We start from the raw sequence: 23,072 nt of genomic DNA, 5'->3' as shown, positions 1-23,072 counted from the left end.
GCCGCTCCCGCGAAATGCCGCGACCACGCCGTCCGCGGGGCGTCGTATTCACGCTTGACTAGGCCCCCAGCACGGCGGTAATCGCGCGCACCGGCGTCGCGGGCGTGGCCGTGAGCAGGGCCTGCAGCACGGCGTCGGTGCGTTTGGGCGACAGGCGCACGCCGGCGGTGCCGCGGAACTTGGCGACGATGTCGTCCCGGCCCAGCGCCCGCTCGCCGCTGCCGAGGTTGACCGGGATGCGGCAGCTGCGCGTCTCGCCCGAGGCCAGGGTCAAGGTCACCGCGCCGGAGAAGTGCTTGGGGAAGGTCGAACCCTCTTCGGCCACGCATTCCACTTGCTGGCACAGGGCCAGGATCTCCGGATCGGCCAGGCTCGCCGCCTCCAGCTCGGCCAGGCCGAAACGGCCGCGCAGCAGGCAGGTGGCCACCACGAAGTGGGCGCTGAACTTGGCTTCGTAGTCGGTGCGCGGCACCGCCTTGGCGGCATGCGGCTCGGCGACGATGGGCAGGGTGTCGGCGGGCAGTTCGATGCGGATGTGGCGGATCTGCTCGCCGGGCTGCAGCGTGCCGTGCAGCTGCAGCGCGGCCTCGGCGGCGCCGTGGATGAAATGGCAGACCGGGTAGGGCTTGATGGCGGTGTCCAGCAGCGTCCACTCGCTGCCCAGGCCGGCGGCCATGGAGGCCAGGTCCACGCCCTGCATATGCGTCTGCATATGGGTCTCGAAGAAACCGAAGCGGCCCTCGTAGGGTCGCACCGGCGCATCGAAGCCGTGGCGCACCAGCGTGGCGGCGGTGATGCCGGCCATGGCGCCCCAGCCGGGATGCAGGCGTTTGGTCCAGGCGCCGGTCTCCAGGAAGACCTGCACGCCCGAAGCCGTGCTGGCCGCGATGCCCTGCGCGCCGGTGAGCTGGGCGGCGTCCAGGCCCATCAGCTTGCCGGCGATCACCGCCGCGCTGAAATGCGAGACCAGCCCGGTCGCATGGAAGCCCGCATGGTGGAAGCCCCCCTTGACCGCCCGGCCGATGCGGATGCTGGTCTCCATGCCGGCCACGTAGGCGGCGACGAGCTGGCCCCAGTTCAGGTCCAGGTCCTCGCACAGCGCCAGCGCGGTGGGCAGGCAGGCCACGGTGGGATGGACGATGGCGCCGGGATGGGTGTCGTCGAAATCCAGCGCATGCATCAGGTAGCCGTTGGCCAGGGCGGCGTCGCGCGGCGCCAGGCGCAGCGGGCTGCCGACGACGGTGGCGGCGCCGGGCGATCCGGCCGCGGCGATGCCGGCCAGGCCTGGCGCGGCGAAGGGGAAATGGTGGGAGGCGAAAGCCAGGCCGACGGCATCCATGATGTGGTGCACCGACTTGCTCCAGACCTCGGCCGGGATGTCCGCCGGCTGCAGCGCGGCCGCGAAGCGGGCGATGGCGGCGGCGATATTGGGCGTGGCCGCGGCCAGCTGGGCTGTCTCGTTCTTCATGGTGTCCGGTCTCCTTGGGTTCCAGCAGGGTGTGTCATTCGCCGGCCTTGATGTGGGCGTCGCGCACCACCTGGGCGTAGCGTTCGATCTCGGTCTTGAGCAGGGCGCGGAACTGTTCGGGTGTGCCGCCCGCGCCGTCCACGCCCTGGGGCGCGATCTTTTCGTTGATCGCCTTGTCGTGCACCACCGCGTTCATGTGGCGGTTGAGCAGGGCGACGATCTGCGGCGGCGTGCCCTTGGGCGCCAGCATGCCGTGCCAGGCCACGACCTCGTATCCGGGAACTCCCGCTTCCGCCACCGTCGGCAGGTCCGGATACGCGGCCAGCCGCTTCGGTGTGCCGACGGCGATGGCGCGCAGCTTGCCGGCGGCCACGTACTGCATCAGGGCTTCGGTGCCGCCGAACATCATGTCCACCGTGCCGGCCAGCACATCGGCCACGGCCGGGCCGGTGCCGCGGTAGGGGATGTGTTTGGCCTGCACCCTGGCCAGGCCCAGCATGTATTCGGTCACCACCTGCAGATGGCCGCCCTGGCCGCTGGAGGCATAGGTCAGCTCGCCCGGGCGCCGGCGCATCAGCTCCAGCAGATCGGCCAGGTTCTGCGCCGGCACCCTGGGGTTGATCACCAGCACATAGCCGCTTTCGGTCAGCTGGATGATGGGCTCCACGTCGTTGACCGGATCGAAGCCCAGCTTGTAGAGGCTGGGGTTGACCACATAGCTGCCGGAGATGACCAGCAGGGTGTAGCCGTCCGGCGGCGACTTCACCGCATAGGCGGTGCCCAGGGTGGAGGCGGCGCCGGGGCGGTTCTCCACGGTGACCGGCTGTCCGAGCCGTTCGCCGAGTTTGGCGCTGAAGACGCGGGCCGAGAAGTCGGTGCCGCCGCCGGGGGCGAAGGGCACGACGATGCGGATCGGCTTGCTGGGGTAGCCATCCTGCGCCCAGGACGGGCGGGCGGCCAGCAGGCCGAGGGAGGCGGCGCACAGGGTTCTGCGATGCAGGGTCATGGCGCGGCCTTCAGTCCGGTATCTCGATGTCCAGCAGCGGCGCATGCTGCTGCGCGCCGTAGACGTCGGTGTCGCCCACCGCGCCGGAGGCGATGCGGCGCGGGATGGTCGCCTTCCAGGCCAGGGCCGGCGGGTATTCGGTGAACAGCACCTCGCCCACCGGCACGCCGTACAGGCGGGCGATGAGTTCCGCGCTGACCACGCCCGAGGCGCGCACCCGCTCGAACAGCGCGGGCTGGTCGAACATGATGTCCAGCGTGATGTGGAAGGGCCCGGCGTTCTTGCTCTTGCAGGCCTTGGCGATGTCCTTCAGGCGGGTCATGCGCTTGCTCCGACGTCTTCGTAGCTGATGGGGAACATGCGCAGCGGGTCTTCGATCTCGACCACGTGCTGCAGCATGAATTCGTAGATCGCGCCGCGTTCGATGTCCGAGGGCGAGAAGGGGAAGGCCATGTTTCCCTCGCGGCACATGCGGCCGGGGAAGTCCGAATGCAGCAGCGTCACCCGCGCCAGCGAGAGGGCGGCGTTGGCCGTCTCCTGGTTTTTGGCGACCACCTCCGCGATCAGCGCCAGCTCCACCGGCGCCAGCTCGGCGTGCGGCTCCCAGGCGCCCATCACGCCGTCGCGGCCATAGGCGCGGATGACCAGCTGGTAGTCGGCCGGCGAGATGCCCAGCGCCGTGACCTTGGTGGCGGTGGAGCCGCGCACGAAGTCCAGAAAGCTGTCGATCTGCCCGATCAGCCCCGGATCGCGCGTGGCGGCGATGGCGATGGCGCTGTAGCCCACCATCCGCGCGCCTTCGAGCTTGATGCTGTAGGGCATGGGTTTCCAGCGCATGCCGGTGATGCGCACGATGCGCTCGGTGACCGCCTCGATGCGGCAGTCGGTGGAATCCACGATGCCGCCGGGCTCATGGCGGATCACCGGGCTGGCGTTCTCGTGCAGGGCCTGCACCGCCACCGACAGCGGCGTGCAGCGCAGCTCCGGGTTCAGCGGCTCGGCCTCGACGAAGTCCTCGCCCACGGTCACCAGCAGGCAGTCGTGTTTCTTGGGGATGGCCGCGTTGCAGGCGCACTCCAGCATCTTGCCGGCGTACCAGGCGGGCGCCGGCGGCAGGCCGTGGTGCATGGCCAGGGCCACCCAGGGCGCGGGATCGGTGCCGCGTCCGCCCAGGATCACCTGGGCCCCGGCGGCGAGCGCCGCCCGGTAGGGCTCGGGGCCCATCATGCCGACGATGCGTTCCGCGCCGCGGATGTCCTCTGCGCCTATCTGCGGCGCATTGTTGAGCGGGCGCACCTTGCCGGCTTCGAGCTGCTCGACGATGAATGCAGCGTCCTGCTCGGCGTGGATCAGCGCCATCCTGAAGCTCAGCCCGTGCTCGCGCGCCACCTCGCGGATGATGTCCGCGCAGGCTTCCAGATGCGGCTTTCCGCCCGCGCCGCCGCAGGTGCCGACCATCATCGGGATGCCGTTGCGGATCGCGCCGCGCAGCAGCAGCGAGAGGTCGCGTTTCATCGCCAGGCGCGAGTTGAGTGTCTTGCCCGAACCCAGGTAGTGCGGGCCGGGGTCGGAGCTGCCGCCGTCCACGCCGATCATGTCGGGCTTGCGGGCCAGGGCGGCCTCCAGCGAGGCCTCGGGAAAGCCATAGCCCAGGATGCCGCTGGCCGACATCATGGTCACCGTCTTCTTCGGCCCCGTCATCACGCCACCTTCTTCCAGTCGCCGGCATTCGGCCGTGGCACGCCCAGCGTGTCGCGCAGGGTCGTGCCCTGGTATTCCTTGCGGAACAGGCCGCGCTTCTGCAGCTCGGGCACGACCAGGCGCACGATGTCCTCGTAGGTGCCGGGCACGGTGGTGCCGGAGAGCACGAAGCCGTCGCAGGCGGTCTTGAACCATTCCTCCATCTGGTCGGCCACCTGCTTGCCGGTGCCGACGAAACAGGGCCCGTCGTTGAGCGTGCCGCGGCCGGAGGATTCGACGAAGTCGCGCACCGAGGGGTTCTTCTTGCCGCTGACCTGCACCACCTTGTCGCGCAGGCTCTGCCAGGAGACGGCGGCCAGCTCGGCATCGGTGAAGGGCTCGTCGTAGGGGCGGCCGGAGAAGTCGATGTTGAGCGTCTCGCCGATCATGGTCAGGCCGTCGATGGGGCGCGAGGTGCTGGCGATCTCGTCGCGCTTCTCGCGGGCCAGGCTCTCGGTCTCGGCGACGATGATCTTCAGCTCCGGCGCGATGCGTACCGAGGCGGGGTCGCGGCCGGCATTGGCGATGCCGTCCTTGAGCGCCTTGTACTGCTTCCTGCCGTTCTCCAGCGTCGGGTACTTGGCGAACACCAGCTCGGCCCAGCGCGAGGCGAAGGCCAGGCCGCGCCCGCTCTGGCCGGCCTGCAGGATGACCGGATGGCCCTGCTGCGAACGTGGCACCGACAGCGGGCCGCGCGAGCTGAAGAAGCGGCCCTGGTGGTCCAGCCGGTGCACCTTGGCGGGATCGGCGAAGGTGCCGCTCTCCTTGTCGGCCAGGATGGCGCCTTCCTGCCAGGTGTCCCAGTGGCCCATGACGACTTCCATGAACTCGTCGGCGCGGTCGTAGCGCAGGTCGTGTTCCAGGTGTTCGTCCTGGCCGAAATTGGCGGCCTCGGAATCGTTCATCGAGGTGACCACGTTCCAGGCCACGCGGCCCTTGGTCATCAGGTCCAGGGTGGCGAAGAGCCGGGCCACGTGGAAGGGCTCGTAATAGGTGGTGGAGTAGGTGGCGCCCAGGCCGAGCCGGCTGGTGACCATGGCCATGGCCATCAGCACCGAGGTGGGCTCCAGCTTGATGGCGCGCACGCCGCTGCGCACCGTCTCCTCGTGGCTGTGGCCGTAGATGTCGGGCATGGCCAGGCGGTCATCGAAGAAGGCCATGTCGAACTTGCCTTCCTCCAGGGTGCGGGCCACGCGCTGGTAGTACTCCGGCGAGAGGTAGTCGGTCATGCTGGCCGGGTGGCGCCAGGAGCCTGCGTAGTTGGTGCAGTTCTGCGCCTGCATGAAGGCGATGAGCGTCATCTGACGTTGTGCTTGGGTCATCGGTCGGCTTTCGTTTGGGCAAGGGTCCATGCCGTTCTGGGCAGGTGCGGCATGTTTGCCAATCGGGGCGCCGGGGGCAATTTCCGGTCTGCAATGAAGCTATAGCCGCCGCCAATGAATCGATCCGCAGGCCGCCGCCGCGATTTATTGGTTTGCTCCATGAGTCCATTGCATCTGGCGATTTGTCCGTGGAACGCGGGGCTTCGACACTGGCCCATCGTTCATGGATGGAGTGCTCGTGGATCTCTTTTGCTTTTGCCATTGCGATGCGGCGGAGGTGGCCGCATGAACTTCGACAGCCGGCAACTGCGCCAGGCGCTGGGCGCCTTTCCCACCGGGGTGACGGTGGTCACCACGGTGGATGCGGAGGGCGTGCCCTACGGCGTCACCGCCAATTCCTTCAGCTCGGTCTCGCTGGATCCGCCGCTGATCCTCTGGAGCCAGGCGCTCACATCGAGCAGCCATGCGGCCTTCCGCGATGCGGAGCGTTTCGTGGTCAACATCATGGCCGACGACCAGGTGCATGTGGCCAACCGTTTCGCCAAATCCGGCGGCGACAAGTTCGCCGAGATCGCGGTGCGCACGGGGCTGGGCGGCGTGCCGGTGATCGAGGGCTGTGCGGCCACGCTGGAATGCCGCAAGGTGGCGGCCTATCCGGGCGGCGACCATATCGTCTTCATCGGCCAGGTGGAACACATCGAACGGCTGCCGCGCAAGTCGCTGGCCTTCGGCGACGGGCGCTACATGGTCACCTTCGCGCACGACCTGGGCGGCCATGTGGGCGCGCAGGCCGGGGTGACCACGCTGCCGGCGGTAGAGGCCGCACGCCTGGCCGCGGCGGCCATGCCGCAGATCTGCGAGGACATCGGCCAGCGCACCCTGGGCCTGGCGGTGTGGGGCAGCCACGGGCCGACCATCGTGCGCTGGGAGCCGTCGAGCCATCCGGTCAGCCCCTATCTGCAGACCGGCGTGCTGGTGAGCCTGACCCAGTCGGCCACCGGCCTGGCCTTCGCCGCCTTCATGTGCGGCCAGACGGTGCAGGCGGCGGTGGAGCGTGAACTGGGCGCACGCGCCGCCGCGGCCAATGCCGACCAGGGCTGCTTCGAACAGCGGCTGCAAGAGGCGCGCCAGCACGGCATCGCCCGTTCGGTGGGCGCTGCGCCCTCGCAGCGGCACCAGGTCACCGTCAATGCCTTCAGCGCGCCGGTGTTCGGTGCGGCCGGGCAGATGGTGCTGGCCCTGTCCACCACCTGCGAGGCCGAGCGCCTGCCCGCGGACTGGGACGGCGCGGTGCCGGCGGCGCTCGCGGCGGCGGCCCGCATGCTGTCCCTGCGCCTGGGCTGGAAGCCGGAGCAGGCGGCGGCCCAGCCCCCCTGTCTTTCGAATAGTTGAAAGACGTTTTTCGTATTGGACGCGGCCGCGGCGCCGCTCCTAGAGTCTGTGCCGCTCCGGCGCAGACCGGCAGTTTGAAGAAAAAGGAGACTCGATGACCCGCAAGTACCAGCTGTATATAGCCGGCCGATATGTCGCGCCCCTGTCCGGCCGCATGCTGCCCAGCGTGAACCCCTACACCGGCCAGGTGTGGGCGGAAATACCCGATGCCGATGCAGCCGACGTGGCCGCCGCCGTGGAGGCCGCGCAGCGCGCCTATCGGGACACCTGGCGCCACACCCCCGGCATCGCCCGCGCGGCGCTGATGCTGAAGCTGGCGCAGCTGATCGAGGCCGCCGCCGAGCGCATGTCCATTCTGGAGAGCAGCGACAACGGCAAGATCGTGCGCGAGACCCAGCCGCAGATGAAATGGGTGGGCCGCCAGCTGCGTTTCTTCGCCGGTTATGCCGACAAGCTTTTCGGCCAGCAGATCCCGCTGGACCAGGCCCAGGTGCTCGACTACCTGGTGCGCGAGCCCTACGGCGTGGTGGCGCTGATCACCGCCTGGAACTCGCCGCTGGCGCTGCTGGCCAACAAGCTGGCGCCGGCCCTGGCGGCGGGCAACTGCGTGGTGGTGAAGCCTTCGGAGCATGCGTCCGTGTCCACGCTGGAATTCGCGGCGCTGGTCGAGGAGGCGGGCTTTCCGCCCGGCGTCTTCAACGTGATCACCGGCGGTGCCGATGCCGGCCGCGCGCTGGTGGAGGCGCCCGGGGTGATGCGGGTGAGTTTCACCGGCAGCCCGGGCGTGGGCCGGGAGATCGCCGCGGCGGCCGGCCGCCGGCTGGTGCCGGTGACGCTGGAGCTGGGCGGCAAGTCGCCCAACATCGTCTTCGACGACGCCGACCTCGACAAGGCGGTGGTCGGCGCCCTGGCCGGCATCTTCGGCGCCACCGGCCAGACCTGCGTGGCCGGCTCGCGCCTGCTGGTGCAGCGGCCGGTGTACGAGGAGGTGGTGCAGCGGGTGGCCGAGCGGGCCGCGAAGATCCGTATGGGCGATCCGGTCGATCCGCAGACCGAGATGGGCACGGTGGCCAACGAGCCGCAGTTCCGCCGCATCCTCTCCGCCATCGAGGGCGCCAGGGCCTCCGGCGCCCGGCTGATGACCGGCGGCGCCCGCGCCACCGGGCCGGGCCTGGACAGCGGCTACTTCGTGCAGCCCACCGTCTTCGCCGACGTGGACAACCGCAGCCACCTGGCGCAGGAGGAGATCTTCGGCCCGGTGCTGGCCGCCATCCCCTTCGATACCGAGGCCGAGGCCGTCGCCATGGCCAACGACAGCCGCTACGGGCTGGCGGCCGGCATCTGGTCCCGGGACATCGGCCGGGTGATGCGGGTCAGCGGCGCGATGCAGGCCGGCAGCGTCTGGGTCAACACCTACCGGGCGGTGGCCGCGCAGGCGCCCTTCGGCGGCTTCAAGGAATCGGGCATAGGCCGGGAGCGCGGCGAGGCCGGGCTGCTGGAGTACATGACGACCCGCAACGTGATGATCGATTACTCGGATGCCGAGCGCGATCCCTTCGCCATCAAGAGCTGAACAACAGCCACCACCGGAGACAAGACATGCGAAAGACTCTCTTCCCGCCAGGCCGGCGCGGCCTGCTGCTGGCCGGCGCCGGCCTGGCCGCGGCGGCCAGCGGCGCCAATGCCTGGGCGCAGGCGTATCCCAACCGGGCGATCAAGCTGGTCGTGCCCTTTCCGCCGGGCGGCTCGGTGGACACGGTGGCCCGTGTCATCGCGCCGCAGCTGCAGGCGCAGTTGGGCCAGCCGGTCGTCATCGAGAACCGGCCGGGCGCCAACAGCGTGCTGGGCGCGCAGCATGTGAAACGCTCGGCGCCGGACGGCTACACGCTGCTGCTCAATGCCTCGCTGCAGGTGGTCAACCCGCTGATCATGGTGGGCACCACCACCTACGACACGCAGAAGGATTTCACGCCGGTCACCTATCTCGGCGCCCTGCCGCAGCTGGTGATCGTGTCGGCCCACAGCCCCTACACCACCCTGCAGCAGCTGCTGGCCGATGCCCGCCAGCGGCCGGGCGAGGTGCAGTGGGCCACGGCGGCCTATGGCGCGGCGGGGCACCTGGCGGCCGAGCTGCTGAAAGTCAAGGCCAGGGTCGACATGCCCATCGTGCCCTACAAGGGCGGCGCGCCGGCGATCAACGACCTGATCGGCATGCATGTGGCGGCCATGGTCGAGCCCATGGCATCGGCCTATCCGCAGGTCAAGGGCGGCAGCCTGCGGGCGCTGGCGGTGACCACACCCAAGCGGCTGCCGCAGCTGCCGGAGCTGCCGACGGTGGCCGAGAGCGGTTTTCCCGATTTCGACATGCCCAGCTGGTACGGCATCTGGACACCGGCCGGCACGCCCGCGGACATCGTCGGCCGGCTCAACAGCGAGTTCAAGGCGGTGATGCAGGCGCCGGCCGTGGTGTCGCGCCTGTCCTCCATGTTCTTCCAGACGGTGGCGTCCTCGCCCTCGGAATTCAGCACCTTCATCGCACGCGAGGCGGCGCTGGACCAGGAGCTGGTCAGTGCCGCGCAGATCCGCCTGAACGAGTGAGCGGACCCGTCCTTCCATCCCTTTCAAAGGAAACCAGATCCATGACCACCCAGATCGAAAACATCGGATTCGTAGGCCTCGGCGTGATGGGCGAGCCCATGTGCGCCAACCTGATCGGCAAGTCGGGCCTGCCGGTGCATGTGTACGACCAGAGCGCCGCGCCGGTCGAGCGCCTCGCGGCCAAGGGCGGCATCGCCGAGCCCTCGCTCGAAGCGCTGGCGCAGGCCTCGGACATCGTCTTCCTGTCCCTGCCGTCCATCGCCCAGGTCGAGACGGTATGCGCCACCCTGATGCAGGCCTCGCCCGCGCCCCGGATGATCGTGGACATGAGCACCAGCGAGGTGGCCCGCAGCCGCGCCCTGGCCAGCAAGCTCGCCGCGGCCGGCATCGAGTTCGTCGATGCGCCGGTGGCCCGCACCGCGGCGGCGGCGGCCAGCGGCACGCTGTTCATCACGGTGGGCGGCAGCGCGGACCAGTTCGAACGCCTGCGCCCCCTGCTGGGCTGCATGGGCAGCGATGTGCTGCACTGCGGAGGCACCGGCTGCGGCCAGATCGTGAAGATCCTCAACAACATCATGGTGTTCATGACGGTGAACGCGCTGTCGGAGGTGCTCACCATCGGCCGGCGCGCCGGCATGGACGGCAAGGAGCTGTTCGAGGCCCTGTCCCAGGGCTCGGCCGACAGCTTCGCGCTGCGCAACCACGGCATGAAGTCGCTGGTGCCGGACAGCTTTCCGGAGAAGGTCTTCCCGGTGGACTATGCGATCAAGGATGCCTCGCTGGCCCTGGCCCTGGCGGCCGAGGGCGGCTTCGAGCCGCATATCGCGCAGTACACCCACGGGCTGCTGTGCCGGACGCGGGACGCGGGTTTCTCCAAGAACTACCACCCCGCCATGATCCGGCTGGTGGACGGCCGTGTGGCTGCGCAGCCTGCTTGAGGCCTCAGCGCGCCTGCAGCGCCGCGGCCAGGCGCGGCACCAGCTCGCGCACGATCTTCTGCGCCAGCTCCGAGGCATTGCGTTCGCTCCAGATGATCTCCAGCCTTACCTGGCCTGCGCTGCTTTCGAGCTCGCGGAAGACGACACCCGGATAGGCGCTCTCCCGGTAGCTGCGCGGCACCAGGGCGATGCCGAAGCCGCTGCGCACCATCTGGAAGATGGTCATCGGATTGCGTGCGGTATGCCGGATGTCGGGGCTGAAACCCGCGGCCGAGCAGCAGGCGATGACCGCGTCGAACACGGTGGGCGCATGCTCCCGTGACAGGGCGACCATGGGCTCCTCGGCCCAGTGCGCCAGCGGCCGCATCGGCCCGCTCGCGCCGGCATGGTCCGCCGGCAGCACCAGGGCGAAGGGCTCGCTGTAGAGCGCCTGCCGGCCCACGTTCATGCGTTCGGGCTTCACATGCACGATGCCCAGGTCCAGCGCGCCCTGGGCCACGGCCAGCACCTGCTCGTCGGACTGCATGTCGCGCACCCGCAGCTCCACATGGGGGAAGTCGGCCCGCATCTGCGCCATCAGCCCGGGGATCACGCTGAACAGGCCCGAGGTGGCCACGCCCAGGCGGATGGTGCCGGCATTGCTGCGGCTGGCATGGCGGGTGGCCTGGATGGCGGCGCCGAACTGCTCCAGCAGCAGCCGGCTCTCGCGCAGGAAGACCGCGCCCGCATCGGTCAGCCGCACGCCGCGCGAATTGCGGGCGAGCAGCTGCACGCCCATTTCTTCTTCCAGCACCTTGATCTGCTGGGACAGCGGCGGCTGGGAGATGTGCAGCCGGTCGGCCGCGCGGCTGAAGTTGAGTTCTTCGGCCACGGCGACGAAATAGCGCAGTTGCTTGAGGTCCATGGGCAGCAGGGTACGCCGGAGCCGGCGAAGGCCGGATCGGCAGAACCCGCGAACATGCCTCAGCGCAGCCGCACCTGGGTGATGCGGCCCACCAGGCGCCAGCGCGCGATGTCGGCCCGCAGCCGGCTTTCGTATTCGTCCGGCGAGGAGGCGACCACCTCCGTGCCGACCTCGGCCAGGCGGCGGCGGATGCCGGGCTCGTTGACCATCTCGGTGATGTCCTGCCCCAGGCGCCTGAGCAGGCCGAAGGGCAGGCCGCGCGGCGCGATCACGCCCAGCGTGCCGGTGAATTCGAAACCGGGCAGCACCTGCGCCACCGAGGAGACGCCGGCCGCATCGGCCACCCGGCGTTCGCCCATCAGGGCGACCAGGCGCACCGGCAGCTTGCGGGTCTCGGAGACCGAGGCGACCAGGCCGTTGAACAGGATGCCGATCTGGCCGTCGGCCACCGCCTTCTCGGCCGCGCCGTTAGTGGGGAAGGGCACATGCTCCAGCTTCAGGCCGGCTTCATGCGCCAGGGATTCCGCCGCCAGATGCGATCCCGTGCCCACGCCCGGGCTGGCGTAACGCACCGGCTGCCTGGCGCGCTGCACATAGGCGATCAACTCCGCCACGTCACGCACCGGCAGCGCCGGGTTGACGAAGATGCCGTACTCGAAATTGCCCAGCTGGCAGACTGGCGCCAGGTCGGCCAGGGTGGAGTAGGGCAGCGAATCGCGCAGGGCGGCGTTGATGCACAGCGCCGGCGAGGCCAGTCCGATGCGGCTGCCGTCCGGATTGCTGCGCGCCACCGCCAGCGCACCGGGCACCGCGCCCGCCGTGTGCTGCAGCGACACCCGCTGGCGCCATTGCCGGCCCATGGCCTCGGCCAGGATGTTGGCGGTGACGTCCAGCGGCCCGCCCCGGCCCGCGGGCACGATGAGTTCGGTCGGGCGCACCTGCCGCAGCGCCGGCTGCGCGCTCACCGACATGCAGGCAGGACTCAGCAAAGCCGCGATGGCAGCGCGCCGACTCGGCGGAAACGGGTGCATGGATTCCTCTTTCAGGCCATGCCCACCAAGGTCATGAACACGTGCCCAAACAGAGTGTAGTGGCACCGGCTTTAAAGTCGGCAAACCCTTACGCTTGTCTTTGACCCGACCGCCATGCGCCTGCGAAACATCGAGATCTTCCACGCCGTGATGCGCACCGGCTCGGTCAGCGGCGCCGCCGAATGGCTGCATCTTTCGCAGTCCGCCGCCAGCAAGGCCCTGGCGCAGGCCGAGCATGCGCTGGGCCTGACCCTGTTCGAGCGGGTGCGCGGACGGCTGATCGCCACACGCGAGGCCGAGCAGCTGTTCGGCCAGACCTCGCTGCTGTTCGCCCAGGCCGACACGGTGCAGCGAATGGCCCGCAACCTGCGCCGCACGCCGGGCGGCCATCTGCGCATCGGCTGCCTGCCGAGCCTGGGCATCGGCCTGATGCCGGGGGCCATCGCCGACTTCCGGCAGCGTTGCCCGGGGGTGTCGGTGGACATCACCACCGGCAACGGCGTGGAACTGGCCGAGCAGTGCCTGAGCCTGGACATCGACATCGCCCTGGTCTTCGAGCAGCCGGTGAGCAGCCGGCTGCGCAGCACCACCATCGGGGCGGCGCGGGCGGTGCACCTGGAAGCCGGCGCTCCGGCGGCGCAGGGCGAGGCGGAAGCCGCGGTGGTCCTGGCGACGCTCGACCGCGCGCGCTGGATCGGCATCGGCGGCAGCGACCCGTTCGCCCAGCGCATCCGCGAAGCCTGGGTGGCCACCGACGCCACGGACGATGCGCCCGAACCCATCGCCGCCCTGGAAACCCGCACCTACGCCGTGGCCTGCGCGCTGGCGGCGCAGGGCCTGGGCTTCGCCCTGGTCGATGAGTTCACCGCCGCGGCGATGGGCTCGGCCCTGCGCATCCGGCCGGTGACGCCGGAAGTTTCGGTGGCGGTGGTGGCCCTGCAGGAGGCCACGGCGCAGCGTTCGGAGGCGCTGGTGCTGTTCCTGGAGGCAGTGGGCGGGCGGCTGCGGCAGGAGCCCGCCGCTGCGGCCATTCCAAAATGAATGGTCGACCCGCTTTTCTTCAGTAGCGCCCGGGCCGCCCAGCCCCAATACTGCGGTGCTCGGCCATGGGGCCGCATCCACCGCACGAGCCGCACGCGCCATGACGAGCTTCCCGGATTCGGCGCCGCCGACCGCCGACTACTGGTCCGCCACCACTGCCTCCGCCAGGCCCCGGCAGGTGACGGTCATCGGCGCCGGCATCGTCGGCCTGGCCTCGGCCGCCGCCCTGAGCCGCGCCGGCCACCAGGTCACGGTCATCGACCGGGCCGCTGCCGCCGGGCAGGGCGCCAGCGGCGGCAATGGCTGCCAGCTGAGCTACGGCTATGTGGCGCCGCTGGCGCAGCCCGGCCTGCCCTTCGACGTGCCGGGCCTGATGTTGAGCCGCCACGGCCCCCTGCACATCACGCCCCGGGCCGATGTGCGGCAATGGCGCTGGATGTGGGAGTTCCTGCGTGCCTGCAGCGCCCCGGTCGCACAGCGCTCCACCCTGGAGCTGCTGGCGCTGGGCGCGTTGAGCCGTCAGGAGACGGAGCAATGGATCGCCGGCGCCTCGGCCGAGGCGCTGTCCTTCTCGCGCAGCGGCAAACTGGTGCTGTACGCCACGCAGTCTTCGTTCGACGCGGGCCGCCGCCAGGCCGAGCTGCAGGCGCCGCACGGGCCTTTGCAATCGGCCCTGCCCGGCGATGGATTCCTGGCCCACGAGCCGGCACTGGCTTCGTTCCGCGGTGCGGTGGCCGGATCGATCTACACGCCCGACGAATGCGCCATCGATGGCCTGGCCTTGTGCCGCAACACCGAAGAGGTGCTGCGTTCCCGCGGCGTGGTCTTCGAATACGGCGTGACGGTGCATGGCCTGCGCCGCGAAGGCGCGCGGGTGTCGCGCCTGCTCAGCTCGGCGGGCGATCGCCCGGTGGATGCGCTGGTGCTGGCCGGCGGCGCCGGCAGCGCCGCCCTGGCGGCCAGCGCTGGACTGCGGGTGCCGGTCTATCCCCTGAAGGGCTACAGCATCACCGTGCCGGTGCGGGACCCGGCGGCCGTGCCCTCGGTCAGCGTGACCGATGCCAAACGCAAGGTGGTCTATGCCCGCATCGGCGACCGCCTGCGGGTGGCCGGTTTCGTGGAGATCGGCGCGCGGGACGGCGCCGTCGATCCGCGCCGCATCGAACAGCTCCAGGCCTGCACGCAGGAGGCCTTCGGCGGCGCGGTGGACATCGGCGCCGCCGTGCCCTGGGCGGGGCTGCGGCCGGCCACGCCGACCTCGCTGCCCATCGTCGGCCGGTCCGGCGGCGTCGAAAACCTCTTCCTCAACGTCGGCCATGGCGCGCTCGGCCTGACGCTGGCTTTCGGCACCGCACGCCGGCTGGCCGATGCTTTTTGAGCAGCGGAGCGTGAGGCTGGCGGCCTAGGGAAATCCCGATTTACAAGTCGGTAATGAGGCCGACTTTTTGGGCTTGAACAATCGCGCCACGCCCGGACCCACCCGGGCGCCCGGCTCCACGATTGTCCCGCCATGAATATCCGCCAGCGCATCATCCTGCTCATCGCCCTCGTCTTCGGGGCCCTCGCCCTGATCGGCGGCTACGCCGTCTACCAGTCCCGCAGCAACTCCGCCGAAGTGCGGGTGGTCACCGAACAGGTCGTGCCGAGCACCCTCAAGTCCACCGAACTCATGGTGCGGCTGCAGGAAGTGCAGATCGCCGCCCTGGGCCTGGTGGCGGCGCCCGATGCCGACACCACCCAGCAGCTGCTCGGCGAACTCAACGGCAAGAAAGAGGTGCTGCAGAAGCTCTTCGCCGACCAGCTGCAGCAGGCCGACAGCGATGCCCAGCGCGGCCTGATCAAGGAAGCCCAGGAAAGCCTGCGCAACTACTTCGACTCGATCAACGACACCGCCAAGTTCAAGCTCGCCGGCCAGAAGGAGATGGCCGAGGCCAACATGGGCGCGACGGTGGAGCAGTACCTGCGCGAGCAGGGCCAGATGATCGAGGCGGTGCAGGTGGAGAAGCGCCGCAGCAAGGATGCCGCCATCGCCAGCCTCAACCAGCGCCTGACCAGCACCAGCGCCACCCTCACCGCGATCAGCCTGCTGGCCGTGCTGGGCCTGGGCGTGATCGGCTGGCTGCTGTATCGCCAGATCGTGTTTCCCATCGCCGAGATGGAAGGCAAGATGACCGAGATCGCCACCAGCCAGGACTTCACCCACCGCCTGTCGGTGACGCGCCGTGACGAGATCGGCCGCTCCATGCTGGCCTTCAACGCCATGGTCGAGAAGATCGAGGAGAGCACCGCCCTGGTCAAGCAGAAGGCGGCCGACATCCACGCCATGCTGCAGTACATCCCGCAGGGCATCCTGACGGTGGAGGCCGAAGGCCTGGTGCATCCCGAGTATTCGGACCACCTGCGCGCCATCCTGGAGACCGAAGACATCGCCCGCCGCCCGGTGATGACCCTGGTGTTCGAGCAGACCGAACTGGGCGCCGACGCGCTCTCGCAGATCGAGGCGGCGCTGCAGGCCTGCATCGGCGAGGACGAGATGAACTTCGAGTTCAACGCCCACCTGCTGCCGGCCGAGGTCAGTCTGGCCATGGCCGACGGCCGCCGCAAGATCCTGGACCTGAGCTGGGCGCCGATCACCGACGAACACGGCAACATCCAGCGCCTGATGCTCTGCCTGCGCGACGTGACCGAGCTGCGGGCCCTGGCGCGCGCGGCCAGCGCGCAGAAGCGCGAGCTGGAAATCATCGGCGAGATCCTGGCGGTGCAGCACGAGAAGTTCCATGCCTTCATCGAAGGCTCGACCAGCTTCCTGGCCGAGAACGAAGCCGCCATCGACCATGCCCACCGGGCCCAGGCGCACGAGCGCGGCGACACGGTCAAGCTGCTGTTCCGCAACATGCACACCATCAAGGGCAATGCCCGCACCTACGGCCTGCGCCAGCTGACCGACGTGGTGCATCACAGCGAGCAGCATTACGACGCGCTGCGCAGCGGCCAGGCCCAGTGGTCCACCGAGGAGCTGCTGCTGGACATCGCCGCCGTGCGCTCGGTGCTGGAGGAATACACCCAGATCAACGCGGTGAAGCTGGGCCGCACCGGCCCCGGCCGGCGCGGCGATGCCGAGAAGTTCGTGATGGTCGCCCGCCACGATGTGCAGGCCATGCTGGAACGCCTGGACAGCGGCGAAGCCGCCGGCCAGCCGGCCCTGGGCGATGCGGTGCACGAGGTGCGCGAGACCCTGCGCGCCGCCGGCACCGAACGCCTGGCCCAGCTGCTGCAGGGCGTGACCGATTCGCTGCCCGCCCTGGCGCACGAGCTGGGCAAGGAGCCGCCGCAGCTGGCCATCGACGACCACGGCCTGCGTATCCACACCCAGTTCGCCGGCCCGCTGCGTAATGCCTTCATGCACATGTTCCGCAACTCGATGGACCATGGCATCGAAGCCGCGCTGGAACGCATCGCCCATGGCAAGCCTGCCGCCGGCAGCATCCGCCTGCATGCCGAACTGGACGCGGAACGCCTGCTGCTGACGCTGTCGGACGACGGCAAGGGCCTGAACCTGGCCGCCATCCGCGAACGCGCGGTGCAGCGCGGCCTGATCGCCGACGCCGCTTCGGTGAACGACGAGGAAGCCGCCGAGCTGATCTTCGCCGCCGGTTTCTCCACGGCCGCCTCGGTCACCGATGTCTCCGGCCGCGGGGTCGGCATGGATGCCGTGCGCGGCTTCGTGGAGTCCGACGGCGGCAGCATCGCCATTGCGCTGCACGGCCGCCCGGGCGATGCCAGCCGGCCTTTCGCCTTGCTGGTGACGCTGCCCGCCCGGGCGGCCATCCGCAGCCGTGTGCTGAAGGCGGTCGCGGCATGATGGCCGCCCTGCCGTTCTGCGCCGGGCTGCTGCTCGGCGCGCTGATCCTGCTGCCCCTGCTGCTGCGCCAGCGGCGCCAGGCGCGGGCCCTGCAGGCCGCCCAGACGCTGGCCGACGACCAGGCGCGGATGCAGGTCCGCGCCGAGACCGAGGTGGTGGACACCCGGATGCAGGCAGAACTGGAGCTGTCCCAGCAGCGCAGCCTGGACCTGCAGGCCGGCTGGACCCGCATGCGCAGCGAGTTCGAGGAACTCCAGTCCCTGCTCGACCAGCTGGGCAACAGCCGCGGCAATGCCCTGCGCCAGGCCGGCACGCTGTCGTCCTCGCTGGAAGAGCTGCAAGGCGTGGAGATGACCTTCGACCGCTGGCATGCCGACATGAAGCAGCTGCTGGACCACAACCGCCAGATGCATTCCAAGAACGACGATTTCGCGCAGATCGTGCGGCAGATGGTGATCGTGGGCCTCAACGCCTCGATCGAGGCGGCGCATGCCGGCCCGCTGGGCCGCGGCTTCGGCGTGGTGGCCACCGAGATGCGCGAGCTGTCGGCGCGCGCCGAGGCGCTGTCGGCCGACTACCGCAGCGCCCTCTACCAGAACGACCTGATCACCACCGCCACCTTCCAGGACATGCAGGCCAGCGGCCGCATGATCATCGGCGCGGTGCGCGGCCTGGAGCTGACCAACCGCAAGAGCATGGAATTGCTGGCGGCACCGGCCGAGACCGCATGATCAGCACCTCAGCCCGCGACAGCCTGGACCGCATGGTGTCCCTGGGCCTGCAGAACGCCTTGCCCGCGCCGCCCGGCGCCACGGTGCAGGTCGAGCCGGTCGACAGCCTGGTGCCGCCGGCCGGCGCCTACATGGTGGTGCTGATGCTGGCCTCGCACACCTTCCGCCTGGTGATCGCCATGTACCTGCCGCGCGACCGCGCCACCCGCGACTACCTGGAGCAGGTCGGCCGCCTGACGCCGGGCGACGAGTCCGAGCAGGCCCTGCGCGACTCGGTCTGCGAGAGCGCCAATATGTGCTGCGGCACCGTCAACCGCGAGATCGGCCGCTTCTACCAGCAGACCGGCATGTCCACCCCGCACATCATCGACAGCCGCAGCGCTGGCTATGTGCAGGGGCTGGCGCACCAGCACCTGCGGCATTTCCGGGTGGAGCTGGGCGGCACCCGGGTGCTGGCCACGCTCTGCGCCGATGCCCGCCGCGAGATGGATTTCGACTGGTGGCCCGAGGCGCAGCCGGAAGTCGCCGGCGAACTCGAATTCTTCTGAACCCCCGCTTTCCTTCCCTTCATTCCAAGCATGTCGAGCGACACCCCGAACACCCTCACCAGCAAGGTGCTGGTGCTGGAACCCAGCCCCGCCCACCGCGAGGCCATCGGCGCCTTCTGCCAGCTCAACCAGCTGCAGGCCCACAAGGTGCTGGCCGAGAACATCCTGTCGGTGCTGGCCTCCAACATCGACCTGGGCGCCATCTTCCTGCCCGAGAAGATGGGCGAGGACGCCCACGCCGGCCGCACTTTGGGCCAGCGCATCCACGCGCTGCGCCCCGAGCTGCCCCTCTTCCTGCGCACCGAAAGCCAGGCTTCGGCCGACGAAATGCCGGCCGGCGAGCGCGCCTGCTTCGCCGCCCTCTACACCCTGGAAACCCTGCACACCCTGGTGCCGGCGGTGCAGCAGTCCATCTTCACGCTGGCCTATCCCGGCGCGCTGGTGCGCGGCATCGCCGAGATCGCGCGTAATGCCTTCGCCAGCCAGTTCAAGGGCATGCGGCTGGAGATCGACCCGCCCTACATCGTGCGCGACCGCCTGATCTTCGGCGAGGTGTTTTCGCTGATCCCGATCGAGAGCGACTGGTGCCGCGGCTTCATGACCCTGCAGACCGAGGAGGCCGCCCTGGAGCGCCTGGTGCGCACCGACCGCACCTACCTCGCCGCCGCCGACGCCGACGATTTCCGCGGCCTCAACGGCCTGCTCGGCGAGCTGACCAACCTGATCTGGGGCGCCTTCAAGAACCGCTACGAACAGCAGCAGGCGCTGCAGGCCGCGCGCTCGCAGGTGCCCATCGTCATCAACCACCTGCACCGCTACATCTCCTTCGGCTCGACCGATCCGCAGCTGTGCCTGCGCTGCACCCTGCATGCGCCGGACGACGCGGCCTTCGCGCCGGTGGTGGTCTACCTGCGTTTCGTCTTCAGCCTGAACTGGTCGCCCGACGCCTTCCGCGAAAACGACCTCACCGCCGAGAGCCTGGTGGCTTGCGGCGATCTCGAACTCTTCTGAACCCCTCACTGTCTTTTTCAAAAAAATGGCCCAGATCCTTGTCGTCGACGACTCCAGCACCGTCCGTAACGAAGTCGGCACTTTCCTGCAGAACAACGGCCTGAGCGTTTCCTACGCGGTGGACGGCCGCGACGGCCTGGCCAAGCTCAAGGCCGATCCCGCCGTGAAGCTGGTGGTCTGCGACGTGAACATGCCCAATATGGACGGCCTGACCATGGCCGAGAAGGTGCGCGGCGAGCTGGGCAATGCCGCGGTCAACATCGTGATGCTGACCACCGAGAACTCGCCCGCCATGAAGGAGCGCGGCAAGGCGGCCGGCATCAAGGGCTGGATCGTCAAGCCCTTCAACGGCGCGGCGGTGCTGGGCTCGTTCAAGAAGCTGGTCGGGGCCTGAGAGGGCGCGTCCGGCATCGGGCAGGCGCTTGGCCTACTGCCTGATGGCAGGTATGCCCATGGCTGAAGGTCGTTCGCGGCTCCGATCATCGGGGCTGCCCAAGGACCGCAGCCACGATGACGAATTGCCCTGACACCTTTTTATCCCCGCGCCAGCTTCCTCGATCGAACACGGGCGACAGGCCCGTCCTGTTCATGCTCCACGGCCTGGGCGGCAGCGCACGCGCCTGGGACGGCGTGATCGCCGCCCTCGACGCCGAATTCGAAGCCGCGCCCATCGACCTGCCGGGTTTCGGCGAGGCCCGGGACGCCACCGACCTGGGCGTGGCCGACATGGCCGACCAGGTGGCGGCCATCGTCAGGCAACGCGCCGCGGCACGCTGGCTCCTCGTGGGCCACAGCATGGGCGGCAAGATCGCCTCCATCGTCGCCGCCCGGGCCCTGGCCGGCGAGCCCGGCCTGTTCGGGCTGGCGGGCGTGGTGCTGCTGGCTGGCTCGCCGCCCTCGCCGGAGCCGATGGACGAGGACAAGCGCCGCGAGATGATCGGCTGGGCGGCCGGTGGACCGCTGGACGCCGCCGCCGCCCAGGCCTTCGTGGCTGCGAATGTCGCCGCCCCGCTCGACCCGGTGGCACAGCGCCTGACCATCGACGACCTCGAACGCAGCTCGCGGCAGGCCTGGCTGGCCTGGCTGGAGCGCGGCAGCCGGGAGGACTGGTCGATCGACGTCGGCACGCTGAAGCTGCCGGCGCTGATCATCGTCGGCAGCGCCGACGGCGAACTGGGCGAAGCGGGGCAACACGCGACCAATGCGCTTGTCTATCCGCGCGCCAGCATCGTGGTGGAAAACAATGCCGCTCACCTGCTGCACCTGGAGCGGCCGCGCGAGGTGGCCCGGCACATCGGACGCTTCTGGCACCAGCGCGCGGGGATCTCGCCGGCCATGCCGGAGGAGTTCGTGCGCCTCGTCGGCTCCGCCCGTGTCAGCCGGCGCATGCGTGCCGCGCTGGCGACCCGCGCCATCGCCGACGATCCCGACTACCTGCCCGGCGTGCTGTCGCCAGCGCAGCTGAAGACCTTGCGGGCGCTGGCCGACCGCGTGCTTCCGCAGACCGCTCCCGCGATCGACCTGGCGGCCCGCATCGATGCCCAACTCGCCACCGGCCAGGGCGACGGATGGCGTTTCGCGGACATGCCGCCGGATCGAACGGCCTATGCCCTGGCCCTGGACGGCCTGGACGGCTTTGGCGATCTGCCCGAACCCGAGCGGCAAGCCAGGCTGAGCCAGCTGGAAAGCGGCGGGTTCGGCCTCGCGACCCTGTCCGCGCAGCAGATGCAGCACTGGTTCGAGGACCTGCGCGCCGACCTGGTGCGCATCTGGGTGGCGCACCCGGCGACCATGGCCCGCATGGGTTTCGACGGCTTCGCCAACGGCGGTGACGGTGTCCGAAAACAGGGGTTCGAGCTGCTCGCCGCGGGCGAACGTGAGCCCTGGGAAGCGCTGGCGGAGATGCCGCGATGAAGCTCGACGCCATGCGCCGTTATGGCGAAAGCGAGATCGTCGATGCGGTCGTGATCGGCACCGGTGCCGGCGGCGCGCCGCTGCTCGCCCGGCTGGCCGCGCGCGGCCTGCGGGTGGTGGCCCTGGAAGCCGGGCGTCATTGGGAGCCGGACCAGCACACGCCCGACGAGACCGAGGGCACCGACATCAACTGGATGGAAGAACGCCTGAGCGGCGGCGACACCCCCACCGCCTTCGGCCCGAACAACAGCGGCATCGGCGTGGGCGGATCGACCCTGCACTGGGGCGCCTTCACACCACGGCCCGATCCACGCGACCTGACGCTGCGCTCCTTGAGCGGGCTGGGGCAGGACTGGCCGATCGCCCATGCCGAACTCACCGGCTACATCGAACAGGTGGAGCGTTTCCTCGGTGTCTCCGGGCCGGCCCTTTACCCCTGGGACCCCGCACGCCGATACCCCTTGCCCCCTGCTCGCCGCAATGCCTCGGCGGACATGATGGCGCGCGGCTGCGCAGCACTCGGCATCACCACCGCGGACGCACCGGCGGCGCTGGTCTCCCAGGACTGGCAGCAGGAAGGTGGCGGCCTGCGCCAGGCCTGCGCCAACTGCGGCTCCTGCCACCAGGGCTGCCGCAATGCCGCCAAGGCCAGCATGGACACGACCTACCTGCCGCTGGCGGTGTCGCACGGCGCCGAGATCCGCGCCGAATGCCGGGTCCACGCCATCGAACGCGACGCCGCCGGCCGGGTCAATGCCGTCGTCTACCGCCATCGCGGCGTGGAGCACCGGCAGCGCTGCGCCGCGCTGTTTCTCTGCGCGGGCGGCATCGAGACACCACGCCTCTTGCTGCACACGGGCCTGGCCAACAGCAGTGGCCAGGTCGGCCGCAACTTCATGGCCCATGGCGCCACCCAGGTCTGGGGCCGCTTCGATGCCGAGATGCGCTCGCACCGGGGCTATCCGTCCTCGCTGCTGACCGAGGACCAGCTGCGGCCCCGGGATGCCGACTTCGCGGGCGGCTACCTGATCCAGAGCCTGGGGGTGATGCCCGTCACCCTGGCGACCACGATCGCCCGCGGCGCCGGGCTGTGGGGCCGGCCGCTGGTGGAGGCCATCGAGGGCTATCGTTTCATGTCCGGCGTGGGCATCAACGCCGAATGCCTGCCATCGGACGGCAACCGGCTGGAGCTGTCCGCCGAATGCGATGACTTCGGCATGCCCAAGGCGGTCGTCAGCTTCACTGCCGGCGCCAACGAACAGGCTATCGACCGGCATGCGACGAGGGTGATGCGGCAGATCGTCGAGGCCGCCGGCGCCAGCCAGACCCTGGTGCTGCCGCGCACCGCCCACACCATCGGCACCTGCCGCATGGGGACCGACGGCGGCAGCGCCGTGGTCGATGCGGATGGCCGCAGCTTCGACATCGGCAATCTCTGGCTCTGCGACAACTCGGTGTTTCCGAGCGCCATGGCCGCCAACCCGGCGCTGACCATCATGGCGCTGTCGCTGCGCACGGCGGATCGTTTCCTGGCCGGCTGAGGCCTTGTCAGCTGCCCGCCAGCCG

General features: G+C 69.8%; 20 protein-coding genes. 13 read left to right on the top strand and 7 right to left on the bottom strand.

The window, feature by feature from the left end; translation table 11 throughout:
• Positions 1-58: 58 nt before the first annotated feature.
• Genes GT347_RS05330 through GT347_RS05310 form a run of 5 tightly spaced genes read right to left on the bottom strand, consistent with a single transcriptional unit; the run spans position 59 to position 5,536 of the window.
• Positions 59-1,468, bottom strand: a complete 1,410-nt coding sequence (locus tag GT347_RS05330; RefSeq protein ID WP_160550975.1) for an MmgE/PrpD family protein — start codon at positions 1,466-1,468, stop codon at positions 59-61.
• 34 nt (positions 1,469-1,502) lie between these two features.
• Positions 1,503-2,474: a Bug family tripartite tricarboxylate transporter substrate binding protein gene (locus GT347_RS05325; protein ID WP_160550974.1), complete on the bottom strand. Its 972-nt coding sequence runs from the start codon at positions 2,472-2,474 to the stop codon at positions 1,503-1,505.
• Between the two features lie 10 nt (positions 2,475-2,484).
• Entirely contained in the window at positions 2,485-2,796 is a 312-nt protein-coding gene (locus GT347_RS05320) for a DUF4387 domain-containing protein (protein ID WP_160550973.1), read from the bottom strand.
• Positions 2,793-4,175, bottom strand: a complete 1,383-nt coding sequence (locus tag GT347_RS05315) for an acyclic terpene utilization AtuA family protein (RefSeq protein WP_229722717.1) — start codon at positions 4,173-4,175, stop codon at positions 2,793-2,795. Before GT347_RS05315 ends, GT347_RS05320 begins: the two co-directional genes overlap by 4 nt.
• Entirely contained in the window at positions 4,175-5,536 is a 1,362-nt protein-coding gene (locus tag GT347_RS05310; RefSeq protein ID WP_160550972.1) for an LLM class flavin-dependent oxidoreductase, read from the bottom strand. Before GT347_RS05310 ends, GT347_RS05315 begins: the two co-directional genes overlap by 1 nt.
• A 285-nt stretch (positions 5,537-5,821) precedes the next feature.
• On the opposite strand from GT347_RS05310, the gene GT347_RS05305 reads away from it, so the two are divergent.
• The 4 genes from GT347_RS05305 to GT347_RS05290 all read left to right on the top strand — a co-directional run bounded on the left by GT347_RS05305 (position 5,822) and on the right by GT347_RS05290 (position 10,464).
• A complete protein-coding gene (locus GT347_RS05305) occupies positions 5,822-6,928 on the top strand; it encodes a flavin reductase (RefSeq protein ID WP_160550971.1) in 1,107 nt (368 codons plus the stop codon).
• A gap of 94 nt (positions 6,929-7,022) precedes the next feature.
• Positions 7,023-8,501 (top strand): aldehyde dehydrogenase, encoded by a 1,479-nt coding sequence (locus GT347_RS05300; RefSeq protein ID WP_160550970.1) that lies wholly within the window; start codon positions 7,023-7,025, stop codon positions 8,499-8,501.
• Positions 8,502-8,527: 26 nt separating this feature from the next.
• Positions 8,528-9,526 (top strand): Bug family tripartite tricarboxylate transporter substrate binding protein, encoded by a 999-nt coding sequence (locus GT347_RS05295; RefSeq protein ID WP_160550969.1) that lies wholly within the window; start codon positions 8,528-8,530, stop codon positions 9,524-9,526.
• A gap of 41 nt (positions 9,527-9,567) precedes the next feature.
• Complete coding sequence (locus GT347_RS05290) at positions 9,568-10,464, top strand: NAD(P)-dependent oxidoreductase (RefSeq protein ID WP_160550968.1); 897 nt, start codon at positions 9,568-9,570, stop codon at positions 10,462-10,464.
• A 4-nt stretch (positions 10,465-10,468) separates the two neighbouring features.
• Here the strand turns inward: GT347_RS05290 and GT347_RS05285 are convergent, their stop codons facing one another.
• Positions 10,469-11,368, bottom strand: a complete 900-nt coding sequence (locus GT347_RS05285; protein ID WP_160550967.1) for a LysR substrate-binding domain-containing protein — start codon at positions 11,366-11,368, stop codon at positions 10,469-10,471.
• Between the two features lie 59 nt (positions 11,369-11,427).
• The gene (locus GT347_RS05280; protein ID WP_160550966.1) at positions 11,428-12,339 is read right to left on the bottom strand and encodes a Bug family tripartite tricarboxylate transporter substrate binding protein; all 912 of its coding nucleotides are present in this window, start codon (positions 12,337-12,339) and stop codon (positions 11,428-11,430) included.
• Between the two features lie 174 nt (positions 12,340-12,513).
• Between GT347_RS05280 and GT347_RS05275 the strand changes: the two genes are divergently transcribed.
• The 9 genes from GT347_RS05275 (at position 12,514) to GT347_RS05235 (ending at position 23,047) form a co-directional block, all read left to right on the top strand.
• Positions 12,514-13,440 carry a LysR family transcriptional regulator gene (locus GT347_RS05275; RefSeq protein WP_160550965.1) on the top strand — a complete coding sequence of 309 codons (927 nt, stop codon included), beginning with the start codon at positions 12,514-12,516 and terminating at the stop codon, positions 13,438-13,440.
• A gap of 100 nt (positions 13,441-13,540) precedes the next feature.
• Positions 13,541-14,818, top strand: a complete 1,278-nt coding sequence (locus GT347_RS05270) for a D-amino acid dehydrogenase (RefSeq protein ID WP_160550964.1) — start codon at positions 13,541-13,543, stop codon at positions 14,816-14,818.
• A gap of 132 nt (positions 14,819-14,950) precedes the next feature.
• Positions 14,951-17,302, top strand: a complete 2,352-nt coding sequence (locus GT347_RS05265; protein ID WP_160550963.1) for an ATP-binding protein — start codon at positions 14,951-14,953, stop codon at positions 17,300-17,302.
• Entirely contained in the window at positions 17,299-18,033 is a 735-nt protein-coding gene (locus GT347_RS05260; RefSeq protein ID WP_160550962.1) for a methyl-accepting chemotaxis protein, read from the top strand. Before GT347_RS05265 ends, GT347_RS05260 begins: the two co-directional genes overlap by 4 nt.
• Entirely contained in the window at positions 18,030-18,581 is a 552-nt protein-coding gene (locus GT347_RS05255) for a hypothetical protein (RefSeq protein ID WP_160550961.1), read from the top strand. The genes GT347_RS05260 and GT347_RS05255 overlap by 4 nt, the downstream gene beginning before the upstream one ends.
• Positions 18,582-18,611: 30 nt before the next feature.
• Positions 18,612-19,592 (top strand): chemotaxis protein CheX, encoded by a 981-nt coding sequence (locus GT347_RS05250; RefSeq protein WP_160550960.1) that lies wholly within the window; start codon positions 18,612-18,614, stop codon positions 19,590-19,592.
• Positions 19,593-19,617: 25 nt separating this feature from the next.
• Positions 19,618-19,986: a response regulator gene (locus GT347_RS05245; RefSeq protein WP_160550959.1), complete on the top strand. Its 369-nt coding sequence runs from the start codon at positions 19,618-19,620 to the stop codon at positions 19,984-19,986.
• Between the two features lie 194 nt (positions 19,987-20,180).
• The gene (locus GT347_RS05240; RefSeq protein ID WP_160550958.1) at positions 20,181-21,506 is read left to right on the top strand and encodes an alpha/beta hydrolase; all 1,326 of its coding nucleotides are present in this window, start codon (positions 20,181-20,183) and stop codon (positions 21,504-21,506) included.
• Positions 21,503-23,047 (top strand): GMC family oxidoreductase, encoded by a 1,545-nt coding sequence (locus GT347_RS05235; protein WP_160550957.1) that lies wholly within the window; start codon positions 21,503-21,505, stop codon positions 23,045-23,047. Before GT347_RS05240 ends, GT347_RS05235 begins: the two co-directional genes overlap by 4 nt.
• The last annotated feature ends 25 nt before the right edge of the window (positions 23,048-23,072 follow it).

The sequence above is a fragment of the Xylophilus rhododendri genome (assembly GCF_009906855.1).
In the GTDB taxonomy this organism is placed as follows: domain Bacteria; phylum Pseudomonadota; class Gammaproteobacteria; order Burkholderiales; family Burkholderiaceae_C; genus Xylophilus; species Xylophilus rhododendri.
This window is presented reverse-complemented; position numbering and strand designations above follow the sequence as displayed.